The sequence below is a fragment of the Rhodococcus sp. USK13 genome, assembly GCF_018343855.1.
Taxonomy (GTDB): Bacteria; Actinomycetota; Actinomycetes; order Mycobacteriales; family Mycobacteriaceae; genus Rhodococcus_F; species Rhodococcus_F oxybenzonivorans.
The window spans coordinates 1,632,600-1,658,191 of the sequence record NZ_CP069242.1; the positions used below are offsets into that span (position 1 = coordinate 1,632,600).

22 protein-coding genes are annotated in these 25,592 nt (G+C 64.9%); 7 read left to right on the forward strand and 15 right to left on the reverse strand.

The window, feature by feature from the left end; all coding sequences use genetic code 11:
- Nucleotide 1: 1 nt before the first annotated feature.
- The 3 genes from JQT59_RS10345 to JQT59_RS10355 form a co-directional block, all read right to left on the reverse strand.
- A complete protein-coding gene (locus JQT59_RS10345) occupies nucleotides 2–778 on the reverse strand; it encodes an MlaE family ABC transporter permease (RefSeq protein WP_213576054.1) in 777 nt (258 codons plus the stop codon).
- 141 nt (nucleotides 779–919) lie between these two features.
- Nucleotides 920–1,714 carry an MlaE family ABC transporter permease gene (locus JQT59_RS10350; RefSeq protein ID WP_213576055.1) on the reverse strand — a complete coding sequence of 265 codons (795 nt, stop codon included), beginning with the start codon at nucleotides 1,712–1,714 and terminating at the stop codon, nucleotides 920–922.
- 54 nt (nucleotides 1,715–1,768) lie between these two features.
- A complete protein-coding gene (locus tag JQT59_RS10355) occupies nucleotides 1,769–2,872 on the reverse strand; it encodes an NAD(P)-dependent alcohol dehydrogenase (protein ID WP_213576056.1) in 1,104 nt (367 codons plus the stop codon).
- 376 nt (nucleotides 2,873–3,248) lie between these two features.
- Between JQT59_RS10355 and JQT59_RS10360 the strand changes: the two genes are divergently transcribed.
- A complete protein-coding gene (locus tag JQT59_RS10360; protein WP_213576057.1) occupies nucleotides 3,249–4,565 on the forward strand; it encodes a C40 family peptidase in 1,317 nt (438 codons plus the stop codon).
- Between the two features lie 222 nt (nucleotides 4,566–4,787).
- Here the strand turns inward: JQT59_RS10360 and JQT59_RS10365 are convergent, their stop codons facing one another.
- From JQT59_RS10365 to JQT59_RS10390, 6 genes are all read right to left on the reverse strand, one after another.
- A complete protein-coding gene (locus tag JQT59_RS10365) occupies nucleotides 4,788–5,105 on the reverse strand; it encodes a 2Fe-2S iron-sulfur cluster-binding protein (protein WP_213576058.1) in 318 nt (105 codons plus the stop codon).
- Between the two features lie 69 nt (nucleotides 5,106–5,174).
- Nucleotides 5,175–6,497, reverse strand: coding sequence for a cytochrome P450 (locus tag JQT59_RS10370; RefSeq protein WP_213576059.1), 1,323 nt, complete (start codon nucleotides 6,495–6,497; stop codon nucleotides 5,175–5,177).
- Nucleotides 6,498–6,651: 154 nt separating this feature from the next.
- On the reverse strand, nucleotides 6,652–7,449 hold the full coding sequence (locus tag JQT59_RS10375) for an SDR family NAD(P)-dependent oxidoreductase (protein ID WP_213576060.1): 798 nt from the start codon (nucleotides 7,447–7,449) through the stop codon (nucleotides 6,652–6,654).
- A 23-nt stretch (nucleotides 7,450–7,472) separates the two neighbouring features.
- Nucleotides 7,473–8,627: an acyl-CoA dehydrogenase family protein gene (locus tag JQT59_RS10380; protein ID WP_213576061.1), complete on the reverse strand. Its 1,155-nt coding sequence runs from the start codon at nucleotides 8,625–8,627 to the stop codon at nucleotides 7,473–7,475.
- 208 nt (nucleotides 8,628–8,835) lie between these two features.
- A complete protein-coding gene (locus JQT59_RS10385) occupies nucleotides 8,836–9,366 on the reverse strand; it encodes a MarR family winged helix-turn-helix transcriptional regulator (protein ID WP_213576062.1) in 531 nt (176 codons plus the stop codon).
- Between the two features lie 53 nt (nucleotides 9,367–9,419).
- Nucleotides 9,420–10,400 (reverse strand): quinone oxidoreductase family protein, encoded by a 981-nt coding sequence (locus JQT59_RS10390; RefSeq protein WP_213576063.1) that lies wholly within the window; start codon nucleotides 10,398–10,400, stop codon nucleotides 9,420–9,422.
- A gap of 45 nt (nucleotides 10,401–10,445) precedes the next feature.
- Between JQT59_RS10390 and JQT59_RS10395 the strand changes: the two genes are divergently transcribed.
- Complete coding sequence (locus tag JQT59_RS10395) at nucleotides 10,446–11,687, forward strand: lipase family protein (protein WP_213576064.1); 1,242 nt, start codon at nucleotides 10,446–10,448, stop codon at nucleotides 11,685–11,687.
- On the opposite strand, the gene JQT59_RS10400 is transcribed toward JQT59_RS10395, so the two are convergent.
- Complete coding sequence (locus JQT59_RS10400) at nucleotides 11,675–13,084, reverse strand: FAD-binding oxidoreductase (RefSeq protein WP_213576065.1); 1,410 nt, start codon at nucleotides 13,082–13,084, stop codon at nucleotides 11,675–11,677. The two genes, JQT59_RS10395 and JQT59_RS10400, sit on opposite strands and share 13 nt — an antisense overlap.
- A 63-nt stretch (nucleotides 13,085–13,147) precedes the next feature.
- Nucleotides 13,148–13,714, reverse strand: a complete 567-nt coding sequence (locus JQT59_RS10405) for a TetR/AcrR family transcriptional regulator (RefSeq protein ID WP_213576066.1) — start codon at nucleotides 13,712–13,714, stop codon at nucleotides 13,148–13,150.
- A gap of 96 nt (nucleotides 13,715–13,810) precedes the next feature.
- Here JQT59_RS10405 and JQT59_RS10410 point away from each other — a divergent pair, with 96 nt between their 5' ends.
- The 5 genes from JQT59_RS10410 (at nucleotide 13,811) to JQT59_RS10430 (ending at nucleotide 19,312) form a co-directional block, all read left to right on the forward strand.
- Entirely contained in the window at nucleotides 13,811–15,238 is a 1,428-nt protein-coding gene (locus tag JQT59_RS10410) for an FAD-dependent oxidoreductase (RefSeq protein ID WP_213576067.1), read from the forward strand.
- A 121-nt stretch (nucleotides 15,239–15,359) separates the two neighbouring features.
- Complete coding sequence (locus tag JQT59_RS10415) at nucleotides 15,360–15,842, forward strand: MarR family winged helix-turn-helix transcriptional regulator (RefSeq protein WP_213576068.1); 483 nt, start codon at nucleotides 15,360–15,362, stop codon at nucleotides 15,840–15,842.
- Nucleotides 15,839–17,257, forward strand: coding sequence for an MFS transporter (locus tag JQT59_RS10420; RefSeq protein ID WP_213576069.1), 1,419 nt, complete (start codon nucleotides 15,839–15,841; stop codon nucleotides 17,255–17,257). Before JQT59_RS10415 ends, JQT59_RS10420 begins: the two co-directional genes overlap by 4 nt.
- Nucleotides 17,258–17,298: 41 nt before the next feature.
- Nucleotides 17,299–18,276 (forward strand): LLM class flavin-dependent oxidoreductase, encoded by a 978-nt coding sequence (locus JQT59_RS10425; RefSeq protein ID WP_213576070.1) that lies wholly within the window; start codon nucleotides 17,299–17,301, stop codon nucleotides 18,274–18,276.
- Nucleotides 18,277–18,310: 34 nt separating this feature from the next.
- Nucleotides 18,311–19,312, forward strand: coding sequence for an MDR family oxidoreductase (locus tag JQT59_RS10430; RefSeq protein ID WP_213576071.1), 1,002 nt, complete (start codon nucleotides 18,311–18,313; stop codon nucleotides 19,310–19,312).
- A 21-nt stretch (nucleotides 19,313–19,333) separates the two neighbouring features.
- Here the strand turns inward: JQT59_RS10430 and JQT59_RS10435 are convergent, their stop codons facing one another.
- The 4 genes from JQT59_RS10435 to JQT59_RS10450 all read right to left on the reverse strand — a co-directional run bounded on the left by JQT59_RS10435 (nucleotide 19,334) and on the right by JQT59_RS10450 (nucleotide 25,510).
- A complete protein-coding gene (locus JQT59_RS10435; protein WP_213576072.1) occupies nucleotides 19,334–22,555 on the reverse strand; it encodes an acetyl-CoA carboxylase family protein in 3,222 nt (1,073 codons plus the stop codon).
- On the reverse strand, nucleotides 22,552–24,264 hold the full coding sequence (locus JQT59_RS10440; protein ID WP_213576073.1) for an AMP-binding protein: 1,713 nt from the start codon (nucleotides 24,262–24,264) through the stop codon (nucleotides 22,552–22,554). The genes JQT59_RS10435 and JQT59_RS10440 overlap by 4 nt, the downstream gene beginning before the upstream one ends.
- A 34-nt stretch (nucleotides 24,265–24,298) precedes the next feature.
- On the reverse strand, nucleotides 24,299–24,925 hold the full coding sequence (locus JQT59_RS10445) for a TetR/AcrR family transcriptional regulator (protein ID WP_213577620.1): 627 nt from the start codon (nucleotides 24,923–24,925) through the stop codon (nucleotides 24,299–24,301).
- 72 nt (nucleotides 24,926–24,997) lie between these two features.
- The gene (locus JQT59_RS10450) at nucleotides 24,998–25,510 is read right to left on the reverse strand and encodes a nitroreductase family deazaflavin-dependent oxidoreductase (protein WP_249354336.1); all 513 of its coding nucleotides are present in this window, start codon (nucleotides 25,508–25,510) and stop codon (nucleotides 24,998–25,000) included.
- Nucleotides 25,511–25,592 lie beyond the last annotated feature (82 nt).

Here is a 25,592-nt window from a genome sequence, read left to right on the forward strand (position 1 = left end):
GTCAGCCCGACACTTTCACGGCACCGGCGGAACCGCCGTAGACGGCAATTCCGACGAGAAGGTCGATGACCATGATCGCGATCAGGGACGTGCGCACCGCGCGTCCGACCGCGACACCGACTCCCGCCGGCCCGCCCTTGGCGTTGTAGCCGTGGTAGCAGTGCACACACATCACCACCACCGACATCGCGAGAACCTTCACCATTGACCAAGCGACGTCGCTCGGCACGAGGAAGACGTTGAAATAGTGCTGGTACGTTCCGCTTGCTCCACCGAGATACTCGGTGACCAGTTGCGTGGCGACATATCCTACGAACAACGCTACGCAGTACAGCGGAATCACCGCGATGACCCCGGCGGTGACGCGAGTGGTCACGAGGTAGGGGAGCGACGGGATCGACATGGTCTCCATGGCGTCGATCTCCTCGCTCACCCGCATCGCACCGAGTTGCGCGGTGAAACCCGCACCGACCGTCGCGGTCAGCGCGATGCCTGCAATGACGGGAATCGCCTCCCGGGTATTGAAGAATGCCGAGATGAATCCGGACAGCGCACCGATTCCGATGCGGCCCATCGACGTCGCTCCCTGCTGGCCGACCTCGTATCCGACCGCGGTGGTGAGAAGCGAGATGACCACAAGGGTTCCCCCGATCACCGCAAGGGCGCCGGTACCCATGCTGACCTCGGCGAGCAGCCGGATCGTTTCCTTCCGGTAGCGCCGAACCGTGTGCGGTATCGAGGTGACGGCGTGACTGTAGAAGTGGAGCTGTCTGCCCATCTCCTCCAGATGACCAACCGGTGCACCGACCGTGCGGAGCGCGAGCCCGGCAACTTGCGGTCTCGCGCCCGCGGCCCGAGTAACTTTCGACACAGTATTCTCCCGTTGACAGCCGCCTGTGCGGCGACGTGTTGAGCGCTGTCAGTGCAGCGCAAGCGTGGTGATGACCGAGTTTGCGAGGAAGAGCAGCAGGAAGCTGAACACCACCGTCTGATTTACCGCGTCCCCCACTCCCTTGGGCCCACCTTTCGCGTTGAGCCCCAGATGGCAGGCGACGAGACCGGCAAGCATGCCGAACACCGCCGCCTTCACTTCACTGACGAGGAAATCGGGCAGTCCCGTGAGGATCGAGATGGACGTGACGTACTGCCCCGGCGACGCACCCTGCATGTAGACCGTCGCAAAGTAGCCACCCACCAAGCCGACTGCCGAGACGAGTCCGTTGAGGAACATTGCGATGAGAGTCGAAGCCAGCACCCTCGGCACACAGAGTCTTTGAATGGGATCGATCCCCAACACCTTCATCGCGTCGATCTCTTCGCGAATGGTCCGCGAACCCAGATCGGCGCAGATGGCGGTCGAACCGGCACCAGCCACCACGAGAACGGTAACCACTGGGCCGATTTCACGGATGATCGCGACGCCGGCACCGGCGCCGGCGAGATCCACAGCACCGATTTCGGCCAACAGAATATTGATCTGGTAAACGAACATCATGCAAAAGGGAATCGCCATGAGCAACGCCGGCATGATCGACACACCAGCGATGAACCACGCCTGCTGTACGAATTCACGCGCGTGGAAGGGCCGCTTGAACATGCAGCGGAACGTTTCCATCGACGTCGCGTAGAACGCGCCGACGGCCGTCGGCGCGACCTTGGCGGCCTTTCTGGCCGCGCTCGCCCGCGGCGGGCGGACTTTCAGATCTGCTGACATCGAGCGGCCTTTCTCACTGTTTTCGGACATCCGAAGGGCAAGGGGTGTTGGCCATCATTCGTGAACGAGGACGACCTTCACAGCCTCGCCTCGATGCTGTACGGCCACAGCCTCATTGATCTGAGAGAACGGCATCGTCGTAATCAACTTGTCGAAGGGGAACTTGCCCTGACGATGGAGATCGAGAAGGTACGGAATGAACGTGTCGGGGTCGGCATCCCCCTCGACGATCCCGCGGATCGTGTGACCGAACAGCTGCGTCGACATCATGCCGATCGGGAGTGTGGCGGTCGGGTCGGCGGGGACCCCGATGAGGCCGAGGGAGCCTCGGACACCCAGTGCCTGCAGAATCTGGTCCAGCACGGGAAGGAGGGCCGTCGTGTCGATGGCGTAGTCGACACCGTCGGGCACGATCGCCCGGATCTGCTCGGAGAGGGCGCCGTACGCGGGATCGACTACGTGCGTCGCGCCGAGAGAGAGCGCGAGGTCGCGCCGCGACTTGTGAGGTTCGACGACGATGATCGCACCGACCTCGCGGACCACGGCAGCGAGCACGGCTGCCAGGCCGACCGAACCTGCCCCGACGATGACCAGTGACGATCCCGGAGTGACGTCGAGAGAATTCAACACCGCGCCTGCGCCGGTCTGGATTCCACAGCCGAGCGGACCGACGAGTTCGAGAGGAGCGTCATCCGCGACCTTCACGACATTGCGCTCATGAGCGATGGCATGTGTCGCAAGGGACGACTGACCGAAAAAGTTGCCGCCGAGCGAGGCGTCGCCCGCGGTGAGTGCCGAACTGCCGTCCGGGCGCACACCGCCGAAGTTGAATGCCATGAAACTGTGGCAGTAGGCGGGCTCACCCTTGCCGCAGTGGGCACACTTGCCGCAACTGTTGAAGCTGATCGCGACCTTGTCGCCTTCGGCGACCTTGGTGACCCCCGGTCCGACCCTCACGACCGTGCCGCTGCCTTCGTGGCCCACGACGCCCGGGAGGGGGAACGGGAGATGGCCCTCCTTGACGGCCAGGTCGGTGTGGCAGAGACCGACGCCCGCGATCTCGACGAGGACTTCGTGCTCTGCGGGATCGCTCAGGGACACGGTCTCGATGGCGAAGTCGCCCGCGACTTCGTGAACTACGGCGGCGCTGATCTGCACGATTGCTCCTCAATTCAGGATTCGCCCGAGGGTGGGCATTACTTGCGTAGGTGCGATGTTAGGTAGGTCACAAGGTCCAGGAATAGGGGTACGCGACAAGTTCGCTCCAATCTCCCCCCTTTCACCCCCCTTGGGACTACGGCGCACGAGCGCAGCATCGATCGCCTGTCCTGGTGTGACACGTCCCGCCGCAGCGCTAAGGCTCGTCCAGTGGATGGCGTCGCAGCGTCGCAGGTTTGTGAGCCGGGCATTTCGATGCCCCCGACGCAGTATTGAAAACTCTCCTTGGTGTGACGCTTCGGTCAGTCGAGGCGCGAGAGACTTGAGTCACATTCGAAGATCAAGTCGATGGAGATCACCTTTCAGGAGGAAGTCAGTGACCGTGGATCCTTCAGCGATCATCGTGGGTGTCGCTGCGGCGCTGGGCAGTATCGTTCAGGGCGCCGATATGCCCGATGCCACAGAAGATTTCGCCATTCAGCAGATTCAGGTGCTGTCGAATCAGGCGCCGACAGTCGACGTAACAGTCGACGATTACATTCAGTTGCTTCCTGAACCTGCTCGCGAACCCGCCCGGGAGGCGGTCGACGCGGCTGCTGAGGCAGCACAGAACGCAGTGTCGCCGTTTCTGCCCGCGCCGCCACCGGCGATCGGTGGTCCTCCCGATGCCGACGCCGACCAGCCGCTGCCAGAGATCACCGACGAGTCCGACGTGCCGTGGTCTGCAGTGCGGCCAGCTACTGTCGACAGCGCTGCGCGGGAATCCTCCCGAGAAGTCGACGATGGCGTAACGGACGGTGCCACACTCTCTTCCGAATCGATCGGCTCCATCGCTGTGTTCGTTCCCTGGCTCACCAAGGCTGGTGCGATCTGCGACGGAGTGACTGCGCCCGTTCTCGCAGCGCTCTATTCCGTCGAGAACGGCTTTCGGTATGGTGTCACGTCGCCGGTGTCGCCAGTGGGTGCACGAGGACCCGGACAGTTCATGCCGGCAACCTGGGCGAGGTACGGCAAGGATGCCGACGGCGACGGGAAGGCGGACATTCTCGGGGTCGCCGATTCGGTGATGGCCTCCGGACACCTGTTGTGCGACATGTACAGCCAGATCAACCAATGGAAGACTGAGGGTCTCGTATCTGGCGATACGCTCGACCTGACTCTCGCGGGATACAACGCCGGTATCGGAGCGGTTCGTCGATTCGGGGGAGTGCCGTGGGGGACCGACGACTACGAGAACCAGACCAAGCCCTACGTCGCAAAGATCCGTGCTTCGGAGGAGCGGTTCGAGTCCGTTCTGACACTCTTGCAGGGGGATTCAGAGGGCGTAGGCAGTCGAATTGTTCAAGCAGCGATACGCTATCTTGGTTTGCCGTACGTGTGGGGTGGCGGCAGCGTAAAGGGTCCGTCTTCTGGAGGATTCGACTGTTCCGGTCTGACGTCTTATGCCGTATACGACGCGACCGCCGGCCTCGCCCTCCCGCGCACGTCGGAAACCCAGTGGAATGTCGGTGTCGAACTCCCGCTGTCCGAAGCGAGACCGGGGGATCTACTCTTCGGCAACTGGGGCTCGGGAGGGCCTGGCCATGTGGCGATCTACCTGGGAAACGGTCAGATGGTGCACGCGCCGACCACCGGTGACGTCGTTCGGATAGCGCCGGTCTTCGAGGGCATGAAGGCCCGGCGGGTGGTGTAGCAGGAGGATCGAACGCACGAGGCCCCTATGTCGAGCGTTGCTCGACATAGGGGCCTCGTTGCGTTCGGCTAGCGTCGCACGGCGCCGGTCGCCGAGATGTCCGGTGCCGCCGATGTTGGTTGTCTCGAATCGGCGCGCGCCAGGAATCGTTCGCGAGCGACGAGATAGAAGCCGTGCCTTACATTCATCGCGGTGGTCCCGCGCATCTGCGTCGACATCACGTCACCTGCTGTCTGCGACTCGAACGTGGATCTCGTTGTCGGTGTTGCCGACGACGAGCTGGCAGGACAGCCGGGAGTCCTCGTCTGCGGCGTCCAGATATGCGATCAGATCCGTCTCCTCGTCGGTAGGTTCGGCGAAGAGATGGGTGTACTCCTTCGGGAGATGGACGTGGCACGTCGCGCAGGCGCAACTTCCGGCACATTCGGCGACTATGCCTGGAAGGTTGTTGCGGAGCGACGCGTTCATGATCGTTTCTCCGGATTCGACTGCGACCTCTTCCGTCGTCCCGTCCGGCAGGTGGTAGGTAACTTTCGTCATGTGCTGGTGGTGCTTTCTCGCTCGAAGGTGGTACGCCGAAGCTGTCTACGCCTCGGCACACCACCCGGGTCAGGCGAACGTGAGGTGGACAGGCAGATGCCGGAGACCACCGACGAAGTTCGTCTGGATCATTTTGGGCTCACCGGTCACCTCTACGCGTCGGAGGTTGGGCAGCAACTCTTCGAGCATGACCTTCATCTCGAGCTTGGCGAGATGCTGCCCGATGCACATGTGCGGACCGTAACCGAATGCGATCTGCTTGTTCGGACGTCGATCGATGTCGAAGGTATCTGGGTCTTCGAATACTTCGGCATCTCGGTTGCCGGACTGGAACAGCAACATCAGGCGGTCGCCGGCTTTGATCGTGTGTCCGCGGAGTTCATAGTCGGTGAGAGCGATACGGGTGAACTGCTTCACCGGCGACACGATGCGCAGAGCCTCGTTCACCAGGTGCGGAACCAAACTGAGGTCACCCTGAACTCGCTCGAGAATGTCGGGACGCGCCGCCAATTGCTGCAGGCATCCCGCGAGAGTGCTTGCCGTGGTGTCGTGCCCAGCGGTAGCGATGGCCACGAACCACCCATAGGCGAAGGTCTTGGGGAAGTACTCGCCGTCCGCATCCCTCGCGACCGCGATGAGAGTGGCCAGATCATCTCGCGGTTCAGCCCGCCTGCTTTCGACGAGAACATCGAAGTAGGCGTAGAAGTCCGAAATCGCAGCAGCCCACTGCTGTGCCGCGGCGTCGGGGGACAGGCTCTCGATGTCCTCGCGTGTCGCATCCGGGTCGGCGACCCCGAAGAGTTCCTGCGTCAGCGCCATCATGCGCGGTTCATCCTCGACGGGGACACCGAACAGCGACATGATGACGCGAAGTGGGAAGAACACCGCGAATTCTTGCACAGCGTCGAGGTCTTGGTTCCCGGACACGAGCCGAGCGACGGACTCCTTCGCCGTCTCGCGAATGCGGTCTTCCCACTTCTTGAGGTTGGCCGGGCGAAACCAGTCGAATGCGACGTCCTTGATGGTGGTGTGCTCCGGGGGATCGAGGTACGGCAGCGCGTCCAGGATGCGGAGACTTCCGCCGGTGAGCTTCTTTGTGAACTCGTCCCCCGCTTGGTTGGCGAGAATGGGGTTGTGTGAGCCCTTGTTCTCGCCGCCGCCCGCGCTGAAAATGTGTGGCTGTCGCTCGATTTCCATCAGATCGGCGTGCTTGCTGACGAGCCAGAGCGGGTCGTACCCCTCCACTCGTGCCTGTGCGAGCGGCCGGTTCTCGCGCAGCCACCGGTAGGCCTCGTACACTTTTGCGTTGTCGCTGTGTCCCTCTGCGAGAACGATCTGCCGCGCTACCTCGTCGGGAACCGTTGCGGTATCTGCGGATTCGACTGTTGTCATGATCAACCTTCTCTCTGGTGTGGGTTGAACAGCGTCTGGACGTACCGGCGCTGTCGCCCGGGTGTCCGTTCATGCTGTGACTCGAGTCTCATGCATGAACGGCACCCATGCGTCACCCAGACGAGGGGTTTTGCCCCCGATTCGGAGGCAGATCTCAGGCCGCGGAGATTCCCCCGTTGACGCTGATCGCCTGGCCGGTCAGCCGACGTGCGGCGGGGGAAGCGAGGAAGACGGCCAGCGCAGCCAAGTCTTCGGATTCTGGGACGCCCAGATGCGCCTGCTGCGCTGCCTTGGCGAACAACTTCGCACTGAATCCGTCGGAGGTGATGCGTTCGGTCGACCCGGTGCCCGCGACCAGCGACGGCGTCAGGACATTCACCCGGATTCCATTGCGCTTTGCCTCGATGGCGAGGGTGCGAGTGAACATGACGATCGCCGCCTTCGCCGCTCCGATAACGGACTCGCCCGGTGTCGCGGTCTTGGCTGCGTCCGATGCGACGTTGATGATGACGCCACCCTTCCGCACCGTCATGTGGGGAACGATTTCGCTCGCGAGATACATGCACGGCAACGCGAGTTGATCGAAGATGCGCGCGATGTCGTCGGTAGGAATGTTCGCAAACAGTTCCGGCCGGGTGTCGGCGGCCGTCGTGGAAACGAGGATATCGACGCCGTCGAGGATCCGCTCGGCTTCGGATGCGATATGGGCGGCGCCGTCGACGGTGGTTGCGTCGGCTGACAGGAAGGTCACTTCACACGACGAGTTGACGGACGAGATACGTTCGGCGGCGATCTGTCCGCGTTCCGGATTGCGTCCGACGACCATGATGCGGGGTGCGCCGGCCTGGGCGAGGCCCACGGCGGTTGCGAGCCCGATCCCGGCGGTACCGCCCACGATCAGGCCACTACTGTCCTTCAGCTCTTTCGGTGGCGCGATTTCATGCGTACCCATTGGTGTACTCCGTTCGAAGGATGTCAGAGGGAAACTGTGCCGCGGGCGAAGATGTCCTTCGCGATGATGCGCTTCTGGATCTCGGCCGTGCCGTCCGCCACGAGGTAGGCAGTGACATCGCGGTACCGCTGCTGCAGAGGCGATTCGGTGGAGTACCCGAGGTTTCCGTGTACGCGCATGGCGAACTCGATTGCGTTCTTTGCTACAACGGGCGGCCACCACTTACTCATCGACGCCAGCGCCGTGTGGGGTTGGGCGGTCTCGCGGAGCCACAGTGCCCGGTAGCAAATCCATCGTGCGCCTTCGAGGTACGTTGCGTGTTCAGCGAATTGAAACGCAAGCCCCTGGTGTTCGGAGAGTGGTTGCCCGAACGTCTCCCGTTGCTGTGCGTACGCGGCGGCTTCCTCCAGGCTCTGTTTCGCTGCGCCGAGGCACATCAGTCCGAGGGCGGCTCGGCTGAAGTCGAAGTGATCCATGACCGAGTGAAAACCCTTGCCGAGTTCGCCGACGAGGTGGGACTCCGGAATGAACACGTCCGACAGATGAATACTTCCCCAGCCCAGAGGCAGGCAGCCCATGCCCGGCATGTGACTGACACTGACGCCCTCCGCGTCGAGCGGCACGACGAAGCAACTGACACCTCGGGATCGGCTGGATCCGGGCTCTCGCGCGTAGACCAGCGCCGCGGTGGCGTTCATCGCCCAGGAAATTGCAGTCTTCTCGCCATTGAGACGCCAGCCGCCCTCGACTGGTGTTGCGGTGGTAGCCAACGCACTTGCGTCGGACCCGGACCCGGGTTCGGTGAGGGCGATGGCAATGGTCTGCTCGCCACTGATGAGCGGAGGAAGATAACGCTCCTGGATCTCGTCCCGGCACAGCGCCAGTTGGGAGGCGACCAGGCCGATCTGGACGGGTGCGGATGCCATGTTCACGTCACCGTAGGCGAGGGTCTCGGTGGCGATCCCGAGAAGTACAGGGTCTTCGGTACCCGTGCCGCCGTACTCTTCGGGCAGGCCGATGCCGAGCAAGCCGAGGTCGCCGATTTTCTTCATAATGTCGAAGGGGAAGTCCGTCGACGCTGCGCGGTCGCGATAGCCGGGAAGTAGGACTCGGTCGCTGAACGAGGTCAACGTCTTTCGGAACTCTTCGTGTTCGTCGGTGAATGCAAATGAAACCATCGGAGTGTGCTCCTGTGCGTGGCTTGGATCGATGATCACGGCGAGGGAGCGCTGTCGTGCAGGAGGCCGGACGGCTGCTCCTCGCCGCAGGAAACTATTCTAGGTTTGAATAGTAGGGCGTCAAAGCTCGCGGTGCAAGGGGTGTTCCGGGTAGATAATGCAGGGGGTGTGCCGGGTAGACGTACTGCGCGAGAGCGTGTCCGGTAGCTCAGAGCCCGGTCTCGACGTCGCCGACCGCGCGACGTACCTGTTGCAATTGTTCGATCAAGGCTTCCAGTGTCTCGGTGTCGACCGACGCAAGTCCGAAGCGCACCGCAGCAAGGCGATCATTCGCGTCTTCGACCACCTCGAGGCCGGCGGGGGTGAGGGTTGCGAGAACGGTGCGGCGATCTGTCGCGTGGGCGTGACGTTCGACGAAGCCCGCTTTCACGAGTTGGTCGACCGCCATCGACACGGTGGTGGGGTGGACCATGAGGTACTTGCTCAATTTGCCGAGCGTACGGGTTCGCTGCTCTGACAGCTGCAACGACATCAGAATGAGATAGGCATTGCGGGACAGACGAAGTGAGCGCAGTTCCTGGTCCATGGCACGCACCACCCACTGATGGGCACGGAACAGCGCCATCGTGGTTCCGAATTCGAGGTCGGCCGAATCCCGCCGCTCGGACCATTCGGCTCGCATCCAGTCGACCACGTCGTGTCGATGATCGCCGGCCGACATCGGGAGTTCACTCGCCACTGGGCGTCCTCTCGTCGTCACCGAACCGCGTCGAGGTAGATAGTAAACGGCGGTCAGCAGTGCGTGAGGACGACCTTTCCGAACCCGCCTCCCTGTTCCAGGTACTTGTGTGCCGCGGCTGCTTCGGCGAGCGGAAACGCCGCGCTGATGGGTACGGGCGGGACAGTTTCGGTGTCCAGAAGGGTCAGTAGCCCCGTGAAGTCCCGGGGGCTGCCCATCGTGGTTCCGATCAGTTCGTACTGGCCGAAGTAGAAGCGGCGGACGTCGAGGGTGGCGTGCTCGCTCCGCGACGCGCCCAGCACGACCAACCGGCCACCTGGTCGCAGTGCTGCGATGGACGGTTCCCAAGTCCCCACCGAGTCCAGGACGAGGTCGAAACCCTGCCCGTTCGGAGTGAGGCTGCGAGCCTCCGCCGGCCATTCCGAGTCGGTGTAGAGCACCCCGTTGGCCGCACCGAGTTCCTGCGCCTGCGCGATCTTGTCGGCTGACGACGATGTGACGGTCACGTTTGCGCCGACGGCCGACGCCAGCATGACGGCCATGGTCGCGACGCCGCCGCCGGCGCCCAGAACCAAGAGGTTCTCACCGGCCCGCAGACGCCCGCGCGTGAACAGGGCGCGATAGGTGGTGAGTCCGACCAGAGGTAGCGCAGCGGCCTGCTCCCAGCTGAGGCCATGTGGTTTGGGGGCGACGCATCCTTCGGGAACTCGTACCGACTCGGCATACGTGCCTCGCTGGTGATCACCGAGAATCTCCCACTGTGCGCTGGGTGCGGCCTCTCGATCGCCCCACCACAGCGACGGGAGGACGAGAACTTCTTCGCCCGTGTCGGTGCGCACGCCTGCGCCGTCGGCGCCGAGTACGTGCGGCAGGGGTGACGAATACCTACCCTGGCGGACGAGCACGTCATGCCAGTTGAGTGCGGCCGCCTTCAGGCGGACGGTGACCCAGCCCGGGCTCGGGGCAGGATCGGAGACCGACTCGAGTCGCAGGACGTCGGGCTCCCCGAATTCGCGTAGTACCACGGCATCCACTGAAAGTCCTTTCGGTCGTACCATTCGCACGGTAGCATGTTTTCCATGCGCATAGCGGGGTGGCTCGTGTGTCTTGCCTTGGTGACGTCGCTGAGTAGCGGCGTGGTCGGAGTCGCCGGTCCTGCGGCCGCCGACATGCCGGTGCCGTCCGGGGATCCGTTCTACGGAGCTCCAGCCGGCTATGAAGCGCGGCCGGACGGGACGATCCTGCGGTCGCGACCGGTGACCGCGACAGCCCTGAGTGTGCCACTCCCAGTAGATTCCTGGCAGCTGCTCTACAAGTCGCTCGACTCGCACCGAGAACCTGTGGCCGACGTCGCCACGGTGCTGGTACCGAGAACGCCGTGGAGGGGCGACGGGCCCCGCCCCCTCGTCTCGTATCAGACTGCGGAGGACAGTCTCGGATCTCGGTGTGCACCGTCCTATGCGCTGACTGCGGGTCTTGGGGCGGCGACGTCGAACGCAGCTTCCGAGACGGTCATGATCGCCCACCTGTTGTCGCGCGGGTGGGCCGTCGTCACCGCCGACTACGAGGGCCCGGAGTCGGAGTTCCTCGCGGGTCCGCAAGCCGGCTACGCAGTTCTCGACGGGGTCCGCGCTGCTCGTAATTTCGAGCCGGCAGGACTGGACGTGAACGCGCCGACGGGGCTGTGGGGTTACTCCGGGGGTGCCTTCGCCACGGCCTGGGCTGCCCAGCTACAGCAGTTCCATGCTCCCGAATTGGGCGTCGACGCACTGGCTTTGGGTGGATTACCGGCCGATCTCGAAGCGACAATGCGGAACGTCGACGGTGGGTACGGTTTCGGTCTCACCTTCGGCGGAGTGACCGGTATCGACCGCGCATATCCCGAGAAGCGACTGGGCGAATTGTTCAGCCCCGAGGGTCGGGCGGCAATGCAGGCAAGTAGCGCAGCGTGCACCGTCGAACTGATTGCGACACATGCATTCCGGTCGCTTCGCGATTACACGATCGACCCTCGGCCCTTCGACCTTCCCGCGCTGCGCGACGCCCTGGCCGTGAACAGTCCGACCGCGGTCGGGACGAGCGCACCGATCTACAGCTATCACGCGGAAGAGGACGAGTTGGTGCCCGTCGCGGTCCACGACGAGTTCGTCCGTCAATCCTGTGCCGCGGGCGCAACCGTGCAGGTGATGCGTCCCCCAGGCGGAAGCCACAACACTATGTTGATCACCGGTGCCGAAGGCGCGATCGATTTCCTCGCAGCACGTTTCGACAGGGTGGCTGCCGTAGATGACTGCGGCACTTCCACAGCTCAGAGCGGATAATGCGCAAGCACTCCACGCGGATCGTGGGTTTGTCGCAGCGTCCGGAGTCGCCGGAGGTTTCCTCCGTAGGCCGCGCTGATCTCGACGCCGGTCTCGGGGAACCCCGGCCGCACTTCCACGCTGTAGACGCCGATCGTGTGCGGTGCGAGGGCGTCGAGCGCACCGCCTGCCCACGCCAGGCAGGCGGCGCCGTCGTAGGGGTCGGACCAGACCGCGTTGAGGGGGACATTCCATTCGCCGGTGCGGCCCCAGAACGCGGTGTCGGTGTCGTCCACGTCGGCGAGGGCACCGCCGCTGTGTTGGAAGTCGATACGGCACTGACGGGTCGGAGCACCGCGGATCTGAGCGGCCAGCGCCTCGGCGATGTCGGAATCGAGGGTCGTACCGGTGAAAACCGCTTTGCCGAAGAATGATCCGCGCGGCTCGCCCGGTACCGGCAGACGGATCGGCTCGGGTTCTCGTCCGCCGAGACCGGGCGGGGTGAACTCGGGTAAACCGTCGAGGTATCGACCGGACATCTCCGAGCGGTAGAGCACGTTCGTCGACGCCGCGGCCACGCCGGACGCCGAGGTGCGGGCGCGGGCGATGGTGGTCTCGTCCCGGCTCGCGCAGGCGGTGTAAACGAACAAGACCGGCTCGTCGGTTGACTCGTCGCTGTAACCGAGGACGGCGCCCATGGTGGTGTCGCGCGGAAGCTCCCGTGCCACACGGAAGTAGGTGGCGAGGGCGTCGAGTCCCAGCATCATTCGGTCGACCCATACCGGGCCCGCCCGATGGGTGCGCAACACCGCTGAGGTGACGACGCCGAAGCAGGGCGCACATCCTCGCACCGCCCACCACAGATCGGCATCATCGCCGGTACTGGCCTCGGACAGCTGAAGAATCTCACCGGAGGGGAGAACGAGTTCGACCTCGACGAGATGATCGAGCGTCAGGCCCAGGCTGCGGGTGAGGTAGCCGAAGCCACCACGAGTGGCGAGCCCGAAGCCGGCGTGCCGGACGATGCCGACCGGCACCACACGGTCGGCGGGCGCGAGGGCGTCGAGCATCGTTCCCATGGTGGCGCCGCCCGCGACCACGACGCGATCACCCTCCAGGCGGGCGGTATGAAGGTGTGCGGAGAGGTCGAGCATGACGGCACCGTCGGCAACGCAGTTGGAACTGAGACCGCCGCCCCGCACGGTGATCGCACCACCCGTTCGGTGCGCGATGGCCATGACCGTCGCGACCTCCGCAGCGGAAACCGGCTGCACCACACAGGCTGGACGCCGTCTCGCGGCGTCGGGAAAGAAGACTCGCCCGAGCGCATTTCGGTAGGAGGGCGAATCCGGGAGATGCACCCGATCGGGCACAATCGCTTTCAGCTGCTGGACACATTCCCCGGACGGTGACCTCACGAGCGCCTCCTAGTCGGTTGCGTTGCCCGCCTGTCGCTGCGTCCGCGGGACCCTCATTCGTCTTCAGTCTCGCAGATGCGGGGCGGTCAAGTAGTGCTCGAGGACTGGCCCGACCCACCGCGCCAACTGCTCATGTGTCATCTCCGCCAGCGGTGGAACACGAAGAATATAGCGCGCGAACGCAAGTCCGAGGATCTGCGATCCCACCAGGGCCGCGCGTTCCGCCGCCCGATCCACCGCGACCGCCGCGAGTGCCGGGGCCACCTGCCGGGCGAACACTTGGAGCATCGTCTCGGCGGCCCGAGTGCTGGTGGACGCCGCCCGTAGCAGCGGGAGGAACGCGCCGTCGTTCTCCCACACGGCGAAAAATCTCGGCATCAGCACGGTGGCGAGTGAGTCGACCGGCACGTCGTGGAGGTCGGGAAGGTGGAGTTCGAACTCGGCCGCCTCCGCGAACAACGATTCCTTGTTGGTGAAATAGCGGATCACCAGGGCGGGATCGACGCCGACATCCGACGCGACAGCCCGCATCGTCGTGCGGTCGTAGCCTTCGGCACCGAACCGGGCGCGGGCGGCATCGAGGATCGCGGCGCGGGTGGCGACAGCGGAGCGGGTACGTCGTTCGGGCATTCTCCGAGTGTAGTCAACAGTTGTTGACTTGGCGATCGAAGGCGCTTACCGTAGAAGTCAACAGGCGTTGACTCGGAGCTCGATCGGAGGACCGTCATGAAGAACACCGACGTCGTGGTGATCGGCGCAGGGCCCACCGGATGCATGCTTGCCGGGGAGTTGGCAGCCGCAGGGAGATCGGTGACCGTTCTGGACAAGCGGCCGGTACCCTCACCGCTCAGTCGGGCATTCGGTGTTCATGCCCGCACCCTGGAGTTGCTGGACGCACGTGGACTCGCTGACGAGCTGGTCGCCTCGGGCGCGCCGTCTCCGGGGTTGAAGATGTGGCGAGGTGCGGAATTGAATCTCGCCGGCCTTCCGTCACGGTTCCCATTCGTACTCATCACTCCCCAGCGAAATGTCGATTCCCTCCTCGAGCGGCACGCCCGTGAACAGGGTGCCGAGATCATCCGCGGCATCACCGTGATCGGGGTGCAGCAGGACGGCGACGGTGTCACAGTGCGCGGGCGGGACACGTCGGGAGTGGAACACGCGTTTCGCGCGGCGTACGCGGTGGGGGCCGACGGCGCACACAGTGCGGTGCGGCAGATGATCGGTCAGCCGTTTCCCGGAAAGGCGGTGCTCCGTTCGATCATGCTCGCCGACGTCGAACTCCGGAATCCGCCCGACAGCATCGTGACCGTCAACGCGGTGCGCGACGGATTCGCCTTCCTCGCCCCATACGGCGGCAACCTCTTCCGGGTGATCGCCTGGAACCGGCGACATCAGGTGGACGACAGCGCTCCGGTGGACCGGGCCGAATTGCGCGACGTCATCGAGAGCGCCATGGGTACGGACCACGGCCTCGGTGCGGTGCAATGGCAGTCGCGGTTCCACAGCGACGAACGGCAGGTCCCGCAGTACCGGACGGGGCGAGTGTTTCTTGCCGGCGACGCTGCGCACGTGCACTCACCCGCCGGTGGGCAGGGGATGAACACCGGCATACAGGACGCCGCCAACCTCGGATGGAAGCTCGCCGCGGTGCTCGGCGGGGCGGACGACTCCGTGCTCGACACCTATCACGCCGAACGGCATCCGGTAGGAAGGATGGTTCTCCGGACCAGCGGCACCACGATGCGAATGATGACGCTCCGGCCGTGGGTGCTGCGGAAGATCCGGAATGTGGTGGTCGCGACTCTTCTGCGGTTTCCGCCGACCGGTGGTGCTGTCGCCGGGACGTTTTCGGGTATCGGGATCCGGTACGAGCACCGAACCGGCGACAGCGAACTGGTGGGCAGGCGGGCCGAGGACATTCCGACTGCCGCCGGCAGGTTGCACGAGGTACTGCGCTCCGGCGGTTTCGTCCTGATAGCCGAGCGGGACGTGCCCGTGCCTTCCGGGGTTCACGCCGTGACCCGGCTCGGCGACGGACCCGCGTTGCTCGTGCGGCCCGACGGGTACATCGCGTGGGCGGGCGACAGTGCGTCCGATGGGTGGCGAGTGGCCTTGAAGCGGTGGACCGGCCGCATGCCGGTCTCAGCCTGAATTATCCAGGTTTGCTGTGTAACTGTCCCATATCCCTTCGCTTGATCGAGACAAAACTCGCCTGGCCGAGGATTCATTAGACAGCTAGACTGGCTAATGACACTGAAGCAGGGAGGCCGCAATGGACGAGCGAGTAGATCAGCTCCGCGAAGACATAGTGCTGTTCACAAGGCGCATTCGCACCAAAAGGGCAGGCCACCTGCTTACGCCCACGCAACTCCAGGCGCTCGCCCACCTCGATCGAGAAGGACCGATGAGCGCCAAGACGCTCGCCGACCTCGAGCAGGTGACTCCCCAGTCCATCGCCCGCACGGTCACCATGCTCGAAGACGCGGGCATGGTTTCGCGGACGGTGGACCCACAGGACGCGCGCGCCAGTCTCATCGCAATCACCGAGTCCGGGCATCGGATGCTGGCCGCCGACCGGGCCCAACGCAGTGAATGGTTGTCGGCGGCGTTGGCTGACACCTGCACGGACGCCGAACGTGACTTACTCTTCATCGCCGGCCGCTTGCTGAGGCGGCTCGCCGACGTTCCGGATCGGGGCCGGCTTCCCGACTCTGCGGGGCCGGGTTCGCGTGAGGAGTCACTGATGACTCCGTGACGGTCACCGACGCCACTCCGCCGCAGAAAGCCCGCTCGGTACCGTTCCGGGTCAGCGGCTCGGTCGCAACCGGCAGTATTCTCCAGCCGCTGAACTCGTCGATGATCGCCATCGCGATCGTCGGTATCGCCGCACAGTTCGGCCCCTCATCCGGAATAGCCTGGGTGATCTCCGCCCTCTACATCGCGACCGCCGTGACTGCCCCGATGGCGGGCAAACTCGGTTCGCTGCTCGGCGCTCGGCGGGTGTATCTGGGCGGTCTCGCGCTGGTGGCGTTGGGGTCGATCGCGGGGTTGCTGGCGCCGTCGGTCGGCTGGCTGATCTTCTCACGAATACTGGTCGGAATTGGAACTGCCACACAGTATCCCAATGCCATGACGATGATCCGGGGTTACGCGGAGAAGTACGACGCGCAGCCGCGTACCGCGATCACGACACTCGCCATCTGCAGTCAGGCGGTCGTCGCCCTGGGGCCCACGCTGGGTGGTCTGCTCGTCGGCGCCTTCGGGTGGCAGGCGATCATGTGGATCAATCTCCCGATCATCGCCTTCAGTGCCCTGGCCGTTGTGCGGTTCGCCGACGTCGGGTTCGTCGGCGGTTCGTCGGTCGGTCACCGGCAGTTGCTGCGCTCACTCGACCTTGCCGGGGTGCTGTTGTTCCTGGTGCTGGTGTCTTCGACGATGCTGTTCCTGCTGTCGTCGACGTCGGAACCGCTCTGGTGGCTGCTGCCGGTGTGGGCGCTCGCTCTCGCCGCATTCGTCCAGTGGGAACGGCGGGCGACGGAACCGTTCATCGACGTCCGGGCGCTCACCCGTAACCGCGCACTCGGCGCGACCCTTGCGCGCACACTGTTGACCTATACGGCGTTCTACTGTGTTTTCTTCGGAGTGCCGCAGTGGCTGCAATATTCACGCGGTATGAGTGCTACCGAGGCGGGCCTGACAATGCTGCCCGTCGCAGTGGTTGGCATCGGCTCGACGATGCTCGCGTCGAGAATCTACCGGCGGCACGGCGCCCGGCGGACACTCGCCGTCGGCACGTGTGCGCTGCTGCTGGGTGGCCTGCTCCTCGCCTCGGTCGAGAGAAGTACCGCACCGATCGTGGTGCTGCTGCTCGTCGCCGCCGTACTCGGAATACCGAATGGCTTCAACAACATCGGCAACCAGAATCTGATCAGCTCGGTGACGTCGGTCGAGGAGGTGGGCACGGCAATCGGGATGTACCGCACCGTCCAATACATCGGTGCGAATCTGTCGGCGGTGGTGCTCCAGGCCACCGCCGGACACATCATCGGTGACGACGGACTGCACCGCACCGGCTGGTTCATCGCGGCTGCGGGAGTCGTGCTGCTCGTCGGCGTCCTCACGTCCCGAAGCATGCGCGACAGCCGGTCTTCGCAAGTGTCCGCGGTGTAGCTGCGGGAAATAGTTGGGTCGGAGCGACGGTTGCGTCGAGGGTGAAGCTGTCGATCCTGGACCGATCCCGCACGCGTGCCGGCGTGCCCGATGCCGCTGCGCTGACGGGGACGATCGACAGGGCGGTGCACGCCGAGCAGCTCGGGTTCCACCGGTTCTGGGTGGCGGAGCATCACGGGGTCCCGGGGATCGCGAGTGGCTCCCCGCCGGTACTCCTCGCCGCGATCGGAGCCCGCACCGACCGCATTCGGCTGGGATCGGGTGGCGTAATGCTGCCCAATCATCAGCCGCTCGTGGTGGCGGAACAATTCCTGATGCTCGAAGCCCTGTACCCGCGGCGGATCGATCTGGGAGTGGGGCGGTCACTGGGATTCACCAGACCGGTCCGTGACGCTCTGCGCCGCGACCGCACTGCACCCGATACGTTCGCGGACGACCTCGACGAGCTGCGGCGGTATCTGGAGGGGGCGGCGCCGGTCACCGCACGACCCCGGGCGGAGGCAGCACCCCCGATGTTCGTGCTCGCCACCCGGCGGGGGCTCGACTTCGCCGCGCGCGCCGGACTGCCGGTAGTTGTCGGCGGGCCGATACTGGGCGCTACCGAGGGCAGGATTCCAGAGCTCGATCGCTACCGGGACGACTTCGTGCCCTCACCGGGGAACCGAAAGCCGTACGTGGTGATCTCGCTCGAGGTGATGATCGCGGACAGCACCGACGCGGCGCGCGAACTCCTGCTACCGGAGGCGTGGGCGCTGGCGTCGTCGGGCCGGACGGGTGAGTTTCCGGCCCTCGAACCGGTCTCGGTCCTGCGCGATCGGCCGTGGACACAGCGGATGCGTGAACAGATCGACGCGTCGATCGAGTCGTCGATCCACGGAACGGCGGACGAGGTGCGGGAGCAGCTCGACTCCCTGTTCCCCCGCACCGGCGCGGATGAGCTTCTCGCGTCCACATCGACGTTCGACCGCGAGGCACTGTTCGACGCCGACCGATCGCTGTCGCTTCTGTACCGTGAGTGAACCGTCACCATTCTCGAGGTCAGGAGATCAACTGATGAAGGACTTCACCGCCTGGATCGCTCGCGAGAACGAGGGCACGATCGAACTCGCCCCCGACACGGTCGACGAGTCGTTTCTCCCGCCGGGTGAGGTCACCATTCAGGTCGAGTACTCCAGCGTGAACTTCAAGGATGCTCTTGCGCTCACCCCGAAAGGCGGAGTGGTACGCGCATACCCGATCGTGCCCGGCATCGACCTCGCCGGCACCGTCGTCGACTCGGAGTCGTCGGAGTTCGCGGTCGGCGACAAGGTAGTCGCGCACGGGTACGACATCGGTACCGCCCGCCACGGTGGGTACGCGCAGTTCGCCCGGGTCCCGGCCGACTGGGTGGTGCGTCTGGACGGCATGTCGACCCGGACCGCGGCCGCGATCGGGACAGCCGGTTTCACGGCCGCGATGAGCGTCGAGGCGTTGCTGTCCCGCGGACTCGAACCGGGCGACGGTCCGGTGCTGGTCACCGGCGCGAGCGGCGGTGTGGGAACGGTTGCCGTCGATCTTCTCGCCGCTGCCGGCTTCGACGTGGTGGCATCGAGCGGGAAACCCGAGAAGGCCGAGCTGCTGACCAGCCTGGGTGCGAGCAAGGTGATCGGCCGGCTACCCGAATTCGACACCAAGCCTCGCCCGCTGGGCAAAACGCAGTGGGCGGCCGCGGTCGATTGCGTTGGCGGTGCCACCCTCGCACACGTGCTCAGCACCATTGAGTACGGCGGCTCGGTGGCGGCCAGCGGACTCACCGGTGGATCCGGCCTCGACACCACGGTGCTGCCGTTCATCCTCCGCGGGGTCAGCCTGCTCGGTATCGATTCGGTGCAGTACCCGATCGCGCAGCGCCGCCGCCTGTGGAAACGTCTCGCCACCGATCTGGCGCCGACGCACCTCGACTCGATCACCCACGACGTCCCGATCGCCGAGGTGGTGTCGGTGATCGACCAGGTGCGGGCCGGGTCCTACTCGGGCCGTGCCGTCGTGGGCTTCGCCCCCGTGAGTACTTATTGACATCGCGCGGTTGACAAGTACTCACGGGCGGCGGAGGCGCACGATCCAGGAGCGGGACTGGGCGGGGTCGATCACATCGTCGAGTTCGAAGATCGTGGCCGCGTTCAGTGCCTTGCCCTGCTGGTACGCCGCATCGACCAGCTGAGAGAACGCCGCATTGCGCTGGGCCGGATCGTCGATCGCGTCGAGTTCCTTCCGGAATCCGAGTCGGACGGCACCTTCCAAACCCATAGCCCCGATTTCGCCGGTCGGCCAGGCGACCGTGAACTGTGAGGCGTGGAACGATCCGCCCGCCATGGCCATCGCTCCGAGGCCGTAGCCCTTGCGCAGGATGATCGTGCCGTAAGGCACGGTCATTCGCGCGCCCGCGATGAACAGTGCGCCGAACCGGCGTACGGTTGCGTCCTTCTCCGAATCCGGTCCGACCATGAATCCCGGTGTGTCGCAGAGAGAGACCACCGGAAGACCGAACGACTCGCACAGTCGCAGGAAGTCGGCCATCTTGTCTGCCGCGACGGCATCGATGGCGCCGCCCAGGTGATGACTGCTGTTGGCGACCACTCCGTACGGGTGCCCTTCGACCCGCATCAGTGCCGTCAGGATGCCGACCCCGTAGTCGGGTCGCAGTTCGAGTACCGAGTCGACGTCCGCGATCGCGTCGACGGCAGTGCGAACGTCATACGCGCGTAACCGGTTCTCGGGAACGACGTGCCGGGCAATCCGCTCGTCCGGGGCAGACCACTGTGCAAGCGGTCCCTGGAAATACGACAGATACCGTTTGGCCAGCTCCACCGCGTGAGCCTCGTCCCGGGCAAGGAGGTCGATCACCCCGTTGCGTCGTTGCACCTCGACGGGTCCGATGTCCTCCGGCCGGTACACACCCAGCCCGCCGCCCTCCACCATGGCTGGTCCACCCATGCCGATATTTGCGTCGGGTGTGGCGATGAGGACGTCGCAGACCCCGGCCAGCGCGGCATTACCTGCGAAGCACCGGCCCGACACTATCGAGATCAACGGCACCTTCCCGTTCAGGGCCGCGAGCGACCGGAACGTGTCGAGGTCGAGTCCGGCCGCGGTACCGGCGTCGGTATCGCCTGGCCGGCCACCGCCGCCCTCGGCGAACAGAACCAACGGAATCTGTTTACGCGCAGCCAATCCGATCACCCGGTCGGTCTTCGCATGGTTGCGCATCCCCTGCGTACCGGCGAGGACGGTGTAGTCGTACGACAGCACCACCGCCTCCGACGCAGCCGCGCTGAACACGTCGCCGTTGATGGTCGCGAGTCCCGCGACCAGGCCGTCTGCCGGTGTGTTGTCGATCAGGTCCTGTTCGGAGCGACGGCTGCGCTGAGCCGCGAGGACGAGGGGACCGTATTCGACGAAACTGCCGGGGTCGACGAGGTCCTCGATGTTCGCCCGGGCGCTGCGGCGACCGAGCTTCGCCCGCTTGGCCATGGCTGCGGGACGGGCGGCGTCGAGGGTTACCTCGTGCCGGCGCCGGATCTCGGCCAGATCCTCGCGTGCACCGTCCAGCTCGACGGCAATGTCTGCCATCTGGGCTGAATCGGCGCCGGTGCGGCGGATGACGACAAGTGGATCCCCGGTAGCCACAGTCTGTCCCGGAGCGATCAGCAGTCGTTCCACTATCGCGGCCGCGGGACTGGCGATCGCGTGTTGCATCTTCATCGCTTCGAGTACCACCAACGCGGCGCCCGAGTCGACGTTACGGCCTTCGTCGACCACTTCGACGATGGTTCCGGCCATCTCCGCCCGCAACACTTCTTCGCCGGCCCGCAACTCGACGGCGGCGGACGGAACGTGCGGCCCCTGCTGGGCCTGCGCGTCCTCGACCAGCCTGCTCATTCGCTCGCCGAGATAATCGGTGCCTACGACCCCGCTTCCGAAATCCGGATCGGTGAGGATGGCACGCAGGAACGCGATGTTGGTGGGGACGCCTTCGATCTCGAACTCGGCGAGCGCCGCCTCCGCTTTCCGAACGGCGGCAGAGAACGCGGGTCCGCGGGAGAGGACGATCACCTTGGCGAGGAGGGAGTCGTAACGCGGGCTCGGGGAGAGTCCCGGCTGCCCATAGGTATCGACCCGAACACCGGGTCCGGTCGGTGGGGAGAACACGGTGAGGGTGCCGGCGGCGGGAACGGCCTGCCCGTCGGAACGCATCGTCTCCATGTTGACCCTCGCCTGCACGGCGATACCCCGGGACGCGGCAGGCTCACCGGAGGTGTCGAGCCCGATGGCGGTAATTCCGTGGGGGAGGAGCAACGACTCGAAATCGGTGCCGGCGGCGATCGCTAGCTGTGTCGCTACGAGGTCGACACCGGTCACTTCTTCGGTCACGGTGTGTTCCACCTGGATTCGCGGGTTCACTTCCAGGAAGTAGAACCCGTCGCCAGAGACGAGGAACTCGACGGTGGCAAGTCCTCGGTACCCCACACTGGCGCACAAGCGGGCGGCCGCCTCGTGTAGCTCGGTGCGCAACGTCGGGTCGAGGCCCTGTGCCGGTGCGATCTCTATCAACTTCTGATGTCGACGCTGGACGCTGCAGTCACGATCGCCGAGTGCCAGCGCGCGCCCACCCTCGGACGACGGCGCCGCCACCACCTGAACCTCGATGTGCCGCGCGCCCGTCAGCAGCGCTTCCGCGAATACGGCGGGGTTACCGAAACCGAGCTGGGCTTCGGACGCACAGAGCCGGTAGGCGTCGTCGACGTGGTCGGCGCTGTGCACGGCGCGTATTCCGCGGCCACCGCCACCGGCAAGTGCCTTGATCATGATGCCCTGGGGCCGGCTCGCGAAGAAGGCGCGGACGCCGTCGAGATCGGTGGCGCCGTTGGTTGCCGGCAACACCGGCACCTTCGCCGCGACGGCTGCATCCCGGGCCGCCGACTTGTTCCCGAAGACGTCGAGCAGGTCGGGGCTCGGGCCCACGAAGTTCACGCCGACCTGTGCGCACTTGCGGGCGAATTCTGCGTTCTCGCTGAGAAACCCGTACCCCGGATGTATCACGGTGGCACCGAATTTCTCCGCAACTGCGAGAAGTGCGGCGTGGTCGAGGTAGGCGGCCGGGCCCGATCCGCTCAGCGCCGCCGCATCGGTCGCGGCCCGCACGTGAGGGCAATCCGCATCGTCCTCTGCGTAGACGGCCACCGTCTCGATCGACATCTCGGCGGCGGAGCGGATGATGCGCAGCGCGATCTCGCCACGGTTGGCGACGAGCAGTGTCACTTGTACTCCTCGGCAAGGGTGAACAGGTCGGCCTTACGGACCTTTCCTGTCGCCGTCATGGGCAGAGTGTCGAGGACTTCGACGGTGGGCACCTTGTAGCCGGCCATGTTCTGGGCTGCCCACTCTCGAAGTTCGTCACCCGACACGTCCTGATCAGCCAGTAGTTGGACGAAAGCGAAAGGAACCTGACCTCTCGCCGAGTCGGGTTTGGGCACCACGGCAGCGCACTGAATGGCGGGGTGCAGCAGGAGCAGTGCCTCTACCTCCGAGGGAAACACGCTCATACCGTTGGTCTTGATCATTTCCTTGTTGCGGGCCAGATAGTGCAGAGCACCTCTGTCGTCGAGTTTGCCGATGTCACCGGTCCACAGCCATCCGCCGCGCAGCGCCTCAGCCGTGGCCTCGGGTTTTCCGTAGTAACCGGTCAGCAGGGATGGGCTGCGCACGATGATCTCACCAGCTTCGCCCATCGGAACCGGTACGCCTGCCTCATCGACGACGAGTATGTCCGTGCCGGGTACCGGGAGCCCGCAGAACACCGGTTCACTGAGAAGGTCGAAGTCGCCGGTGTGGAAGCCGAGGGTGATGGTGTCGGCGGTGTGGGTTTCGGTCATCCCATAGCTGGCTTCTCGCAACACGTGTCCGGTGGCGTCGCGCCAACGGGCACGAATCGCCGGATCGAGTTTCAGCACGAACGACACCGCCATGGCGTTGTGGAGTGTCGACAGATCGCGGTCGGCGAATCCGGGAAGACCCATCAGTTCCACGTAATTGTCGACCGTCCCGACCATCGAGGTCACTCGGCATCGTTCGATCAGCGTCACCGCGGCTTCCGGATCCCAACGGGTGAGGAGGACGACGGTGCCGCCGTTGAGCAGCGGGTACAGAATTCCGAAATCTTCTCCCGCAATCCAGAAGATGGGAAGGAAACCTAGAACGACCGGTGGTGTCTCACCGACTCGTCGTCCGCCTGCGACGGTCGCGGTAGCCGCGGTGTAGACCATGTGCCACTGAGTGTGCTCACAGCCCTTGGGCATTCCGGTGGTACCCCCGGTGTAGTTCAACACCGCGAGGGCGTCGGGGTCGGTCGCAACCGGTTCCGCGCGGGGCGACGCCATGATCTCGGCCCAGTCGGTGGTCGCGGGGTCGGCGACAGGGAAGGGGGGAGGGACGCTCGGTACGGGCGGCAACAGGTCGGACAGTGATGTCACCGCAACGTGGCGCAAGGGAGTGTCGCGCCGGACCGACTCGACCATGGGCGCGAAAGTGTTTTGTGTCAGCAGGATCTCGACCCCGGCATCGTTGAGTTCGTAGATCAGTTCGTGTTCGCGGAAGAGTGGGTTGATCGGCACATGGACTCCACCGATTTTGAGTATGCCGAGCATTGCGATGTGAAACTGCGGGCAGTTCGCGAGGTGCACGCCGACGCGGTCACCGGCTGTGGCCCCTTGTTCGAGCAGCCAACCAGCGAACCGATCGGACAGGTCGTCGAACTCCGCGTACGTGATTCGGCGTCCGTAGAAATCGATTGCGACGGTGTCCGGACGCCGTGTCGCCCAATGGCGTAGGTAGCCGACGACCGTTCGATCCTCGATCGGATAATCGACGGCTTTCGGTACCTGCGGTGGCCAGGCGGCATCCTGGATTGCGCGAAGGTCGGCGAGGGCTGCTTCCAGCACCGCATGGTCACTCGAAGGTGGAGGTGGCATACCGAACTCCCGATTCTGTGCGGATATTTCCGGCTCAGATGAAGCCGATGAGTCTTTCGGAGATGGCGGTCACGTCGGAGGTGTAGCGACGCCGCTCCCGGGGCGTGGCGTCGACGAGCCGGGCGGCACCGGCAAGTTGGGCGTCGGCCAGTGTCTGCGCGATCCGTGCCGGTGACGCGCACGGGACTACGTCGCAGCTCTCGTTGATCCGCTCGATGAAGCGGGTGTACCGACGAATCAGCCGTGTCTGCACGGCAGACCATGTTCGGCCGACCTCCGGATCGAGACGCGCGCGGTGCTCGATCAGCTCGAGGACACGTCCGTTGGCGTACACCGCCTCGACGAAGGCCTTGGTTGTGGTGTGCAGGACTTCACGCAAATCCTCGCTGGCGGGACCTTCCACGTGCTGGGATTCGAGGAACTCCTCACACACCTCGGCCGCCACCGCATGGAACATTTCGTCCCTCGACGAGAAGTACGCGTAGAACGTCGCCCGTGAGACGTCGGCGCGACTGGTGATCACCTCGACGGTGGTGCGGTCGTAGCCGAGTTCAGCGAAGCACGCGCCCGCTGCGCGGATGAGCGCCCGCCGCCGCGGTCCGTCGTTGTTCTTCCGCACAGTGCGAGCCCGCTCCTGCACCTGACTTGTGGTCACGATCACAGTATTGATTGATATTGACGTCAATGTCAATATCGTACGCCGCAATCAGCGAAACTACCGGGAGGGTTTGGGTCAGAGGGGTTGGAGGAGGAAAATCCGGAACTCGCGTCCGCCCGACCGCGCGTGTTCCATAAGGTAGCCGGGCCAGTACTCGGTGACGAACGCCCACAGCTGCTCGCGTTCCTCGCCCGTCACCATCCGGACGCTCATCCGGCGCTCGTGCGACCCCGCCCTTACGCGGGCTTGCTGGGCGTCCCGTAGATTCGCCGACCACATCGGATGCTCGGGCCGTCCCCAGTTCGAACCGGTGACGATGTACCCGTCGCCGTGCGGGATGCACAGAAGCGCGGTGGTCCGAGGGGTGCCGCTCTTGCGTCCCGGAACCGTGACCTGCACGGACTGCAATCCAGCGATGCCAATGAGGCTCACCCGGTTGCCCGTCCACGCGCGCAGATGCGATTCGAGCCAGATGATGACCGGCGCCAGCCGCATGACCCACTCCTGTGTCCCGAGCCAACGGGCGAGCGCGACCAGAGGATTGCGGCGCCGAGGGGGCTGCGCGGAGGACGAGGAACCGGCATTCATGTCCGTCATCATCCCCCAGCGGCAGGGTGCCCGCGCAGTCGCCGATGAGTTTTCTGCTGCTCTCGGGTCTACCTTTCAGATT

Coding starts and splice junctions, on each gene's coding strand:
- JQT59_RS10415 (WP_213576068.1), top strand. CDS start 15,360: ATGGACGAGCGAGTAGATCAGCTCCGCGAAGACATAGTGCTGTTCACA.
- JQT59_RS10380 (WP_213576061.1), bottom strand. CDS start 8,627: ATGGTTTCATTTGCATTCACCGACGAACACGAAGAGTTCCGAAAGACG.
- JQT59_RS10430 (WP_213576071.1), top strand. CDS start 18,311: ATGAAGGACTTCACCGCCTGGATCGCTCGCGAGAACGAGGGCACGATC.
- JQT59_RS10370 (WP_213576059.1), bottom strand. CDS start 6,497: ATGACAACAGTCGAATCCGCAGATACCGCAACGGTTCCCGACGAGGTA.
- JQT59_RS10450 (WP_249354336.1), bottom strand. CDS start 25,510: ATGAATGCCGGTTCCTCGTCCTCCGCGCAGCCCCCTCGGCGCCGCAAT.
- JQT59_RS10365 (WP_213576058.1), bottom strand. CDS start 5,105: ATGACGAAAGTTACCTACCACCTGCCGGACGGGACGACGGAAGAGGTC.
- JQT59_RS10405 (WP_213576066.1), bottom strand. CDS start 13,714: ATGCCCGAACGACGTACCCGCTCCGCTGTCGCCACCCGCGCCGCGATC.
- JQT59_RS10440 (WP_213576073.1), bottom strand. CDS start 24,264: ATGCCACCTCCACCTTCGAGTGACCATGCGGTGCTGGAAGCAGCCCTC.
- JQT59_RS10395 (WP_213576064.1), top strand. CDS start 10,446: ATGCGCATAGCGGGGTGGCTCGTGTGTCTTGCCTTGGTGACGTCGCTG.
- JQT59_RS10345 (WP_213576054.1), bottom strand. CDS start 778: ATGGGCAGACAGCTCCACTTCTACAGTCACGCCGTCACCTCGATACCG.
- JQT59_RS10350 (WP_213576055.1), bottom strand. CDS start 1,714: ATGTCAGCAGATCTGAAAGTCCGCCCGCCGCGGGCGAGCGCGGCCAGA.
- JQT59_RS10375 (WP_213576060.1), bottom strand. CDS start 7,449: ATGGGTACGCATGAAATCGCGCCACCGAAAGAGCTGAAGGACAGTAGT.
- JQT59_RS10410 (WP_213576067.1), top strand. CDS start 13,811: ATGAAGAACACCGACGTCGTGGTGATCGGCGCAGGGCCCACCGGATGC.